Annotated in this window: 4 protein-coding genes; all 4 read left to right on the top strand. The window is 69.9% G+C overall.

What is annotated here, in order from left to right; all coding sequences use genetic code 11:
- Positions 1-26: 26 nt before the first annotated feature.
- Positions 27-491: an acetyl-CoA carboxylase biotin carboxyl carrier protein gene (gene accB, locus BGO22_RS04715; RefSeq protein ID WP_070399064.1), complete on the top strand. Its 465-nt coding sequence runs from the start codon at positions 27-29 to the stop codon at positions 489-491.
- A gap of 13 nt (positions 492-504) precedes the next feature.
- Positions 505-1,854 (top strand): acetyl-CoA carboxylase biotin carboxylase subunit, encoded by a 1,350-nt coding sequence (accC, locus tag BGO22_RS04710; RefSeq protein ID WP_070399063.1) that lies wholly within the window; start codon positions 505-507, stop codon positions 1,852-1,854.
- Entirely contained in the window at positions 1,844-2,758 is a 915-nt protein-coding gene (gene prmA / locus BGO22_RS04705) for a 50S ribosomal protein L11 methyltransferase (RefSeq protein ID WP_070399062.1), read from the top strand. The genes accC and prmA overlap by 11 nt, the downstream gene beginning before the upstream one ends.
- Before the next feature lie 35 nt (positions 2,759-2,793).
- A partial coding sequence (locus tag BGO22_RS04700) for a zinc-ribbon domain-containing protein (protein WP_286849355.1) occupies positions 2,794-3,377 on the top strand: 584 nt, incomplete at its 3' end.

Here is a 3,377-nt window from a genome sequence, read left to right as displayed (position 1 = left end):
TTTCGCCGAACTTCGTTGGAGAAATCATGGATTTGCGAAAACTCAAGACGCTGATCGATCTGGTGTCGGAATCGAACGTGTCGGAGCTCGAGATCACCGAAGCGGAAGGCAAAGTCCGCATCGTCAAGGCCACCCCGGCCGTGATGCCCGCCCCCATCACCTACAGCATGCCGCCCATGCAGGCCCCCGCAGCCCCGGCCCAGGTGGTGGAGGTGGCTTCGCCTGCCGCTGCGCCGGCCGCGCCCGCGCAGCCCGCCGGTCACACGGTCAAGTCCCCCATGGTCGGCACGTTCTACCGCGCCTCGGCCCCGGGCGCCAAGCCGTTCGTCGAGGTCGGCGACACGGTAAAGGAGGGCGACACCATCTGCATCGTCGAGGCGATGAAGATCCTCAACGAGATCGAGGCCGACAAGAGCGGCACCGTCACCCAGATCCTGGTCCAGAACGGCCAGGCCGTCGAATACGGCCAGCCGCTGTTCGCGATCGAGTGAGGGCCGCGCACCCATGTTCAAGAAGATCCTGATCGCCAACCGGGGCGAGATCGCGCTGCGCATCCAGCGCGCCTGCCGCGAGATGGGCATCAAGGCGGTGATGGTCTATTCCGAGGCCGACCGCGACGCCAAGTACGTCAAGCTGGCCGACGAGGCGGTGTGCATCGGCCCGGCGCAATCGGGGCAGAGCTACCTGAACATGCCCGCCATCATCTCGGCCGCCGAGGTGACGGACGCCGAAGCCATCCACCCGGGCTACGGCTTCCTGAGCGAGAACGCCGACTTCGCCGAGCGCGTGGAGCGCAGCGGCTTCACCTTCATCGGCCCCACGCCCGACTCCATCCGCCTCATGGGCGACAAGGTGTCGGCCAAGCAGGCCATGATCCGCGCCGGCGTGCCCTGCGTGCCTGGCTCCGACGGCGCGCTGCCCGACGACCCGGTGGTGATCAAGCGCACCGCCAAGGCGGTGGGCTACCCGGTGATCATCAAGGCCGCGGGCGGCGGTGGTGGTCGTGGCATGCGCGTGGTGCACACCGAGGCCGCGCTGCTGCACGCGGTGCAGACCACCAAGGCCGAGGCCGGCGCCGCTTTCGGCAATGCCGAGGTCTACATGGAGAAATTCCTCCAGAACCCGCGGCACATCGAAATCCAGGTGCTGGCCGACCAGCACCGCAACGCCGTCTACCTGGGCGAGCGCGACTGCTCCATGCAGCGGCGCCACCAGAAGGTCATCGAGGAGGCGCCGGCGCCGGGCATCCCGCGCCGCCTGATCGAGAAGATCGGCGAGCGCTGCGCGGCGGCCTGCAAGAAGATCGGCTACCGCGGCGCGGGCACGTTCGAGTTCCTGTTCGAGAACGGCGAGTTCTATTTCATCGAGATGAACACGCGCGTGCAGGTGGAGCACCCGGTGACCGAATGGATCACCGGCATCGACATCGTGCGCACGCAGATCGCGGTGGCCGCGGGTGAAAAGCTGCCGTTCACGCAGCGCCAGGTGCAGCTCAAGGGCCACGCCATCGAGTGCCGCGTGAACGCCGAGGATCCGTACAAGTTCACGCCCTCGCCGGGCCGCATCACCATGTGGCACCCGCCGGGCGGCCCCGGGGTGCGCGTGGATTCGCACGTCTACGCCAACTACTTCGTGCCGCCCAACTACGACTCCATGATCGGCAAGATCATCGTGCACGGCGACACGCGCGAGCAGGCGCTGGCCCGCATGCGCACCGCGCTGGCCGAGACGGTGGTCGAGGGCATCAAGACCAACATCCCGCTGCACCGTGAGTTGATGGTGGACGCCAACTTCGTGGCTGGCGGCACCAACATCCATTACCTTGAAGAGTGGCTCTCGCAACGTGAGCGCTGAACGGCCCGGCGCGACCACGCCCTTCGAGCTGGTACTGGTGGTGCCCGAGGCGGCCATCGAAGCCGTGGGCGAGGCGCTGGACGCGCTCGACGCGCTCAGCGTGTCGGTGGAAGACGCCGATGCCATGACCGAGGCCGAGCAGGCCCTGTTCGGCGAGCCCGGCATGCCACCGCCCAAGGAGGGCTGGCAGCGTTCGCGCGTGGTGGCGCTGTTCCCCGATGAGGCCGGGGCGCGCGAAGCCGCCGTGCTGCTGACCGCGCAGGACTTCTTCGACGGCTGCCGCGTGCAGGGCGTGCGGGCCGTGCCCGAGCAGGACTGGGTGCGCCTGACACAGTCGCAGTTCGAGGCGGTGGAGATCACGCCCACGTTCTGGATCGTGCCGTCGTGGCACGAGCCGCCGGCCCAGGCGCGCGAGGTGATCCGGCTCGATCCGGGCCTGGCCTTCGGCACCGGCACCCACCCCACCACGCGCATGTGCTTGCGCTGGACGGCCACGCACGCGCCCGTGGGGCCGCGCGTGCTCGACTACGGCTGCGGCTCCGGCATCCTGGCCATCGGTGCGGCCAAGCACGGCGCGCGCGAGATCCTGGCGGTGGACATCGACCCGGCCGCGGTGGAGTCCACGCGCCTGAACGCCGAGGCGAACCGTGTGGCGCTGCAGGCCGGCTTGCCCGACGTCGCGAAGGGCGAGCACGACCTGGTGCTCGCCAACATCCTGGCCACGCCGCTCAAGGTGCTGGCACCGCTGCTCTGCGCGCATGTGCGCACCGGCGGGCACCTGGTGCTCGCGGGCATCCTCGCGCGCCAAGCCGACGAGCTGCGCGAGGCCTACGCGCCCTGGCTCGCGCTGGAGGTCAGCGACGAAGAGGATGGCTGGATCCTCATGACCGCGCGCAAGCCTTGAGGTCCGCCCGGCGCGGCCCGCGATAATCGGGTCCCATGAGTTTCACCACCCGCTGTCCGGCTTGCGGCACCGTGTTCCGCGTGGTGGCCGATCAACTCAAAATTTCGGATGGCTGGGTGCGCTGCGGGCATTGCTCCGACGTGTTCGACGCCACCATCCACCTGGAGGCTTGGGCGCCCGCTGCGGGCGTGGCGCCGGTCGCTGTGCCGCCGCCCGCGCCGGGACCTTTGAGCGCCGCGCCGCCGCCCACGGCTGAGCCGGTGCCGGCTGCACCCACGCCGGCGCCGGTCGACACGCCTTCGGTGCCTGACGATGACGACCCGAAGGCTTGGTTCGGAGATGGCCCGCTGGATGCCGCCGCCGCGGCGCCGTCGGTGTCGCCCGCCGCCGAGCCGCCCGTGGTCGCCCCGCCGAGCGCCGCACCGGCGCCCCGCCCGCGGGATTCGCGCGAGGATGAAGACGGTGTCGAGCGGCGCACACCCGCCGATTGGCCCGACTCCATCCAGCCCCCCGATGCGCTGGCGGTGCCCAGCGTGCTGCAGACGCTCGCCGTCGAATCGCGCGAGGGGCCGGAGTCCGACTTCCACGCCGAGCTCGAGACTTCCACGCCGAGCTCGAG

This window comes from Hydrogenophaga sp. 70-12, from assembly GCF_001897365.1.
In the GTDB taxonomy this organism is placed as follows: Bacteria; Pseudomonadota; Gammaproteobacteria; order Burkholderiales; family Burkholderiaceae_C; genus Hydrogenophaga; species Hydrogenophaga borbori.
Note: the sequence above shows the minus strand (reverse complement) of the source record. Positions and strands in the feature narration are given on the sequence as shown.

What these genes read in the sequence shown, in the direction of transcription:
- accB (WP_070399064.1), top strand. Translation starts at nt 27, where the DNA reads ATGGATTTGCGAAAACTCAAGACGCTGATCGATCTGGTGTCGGAATCG.
- accC (WP_070399063.1), top strand. Translation starts at nt 505, where the DNA reads ATGTTCAAGAAGATCCTGATCGCCAACCGGGGCGAGATCGCGCTGCGC.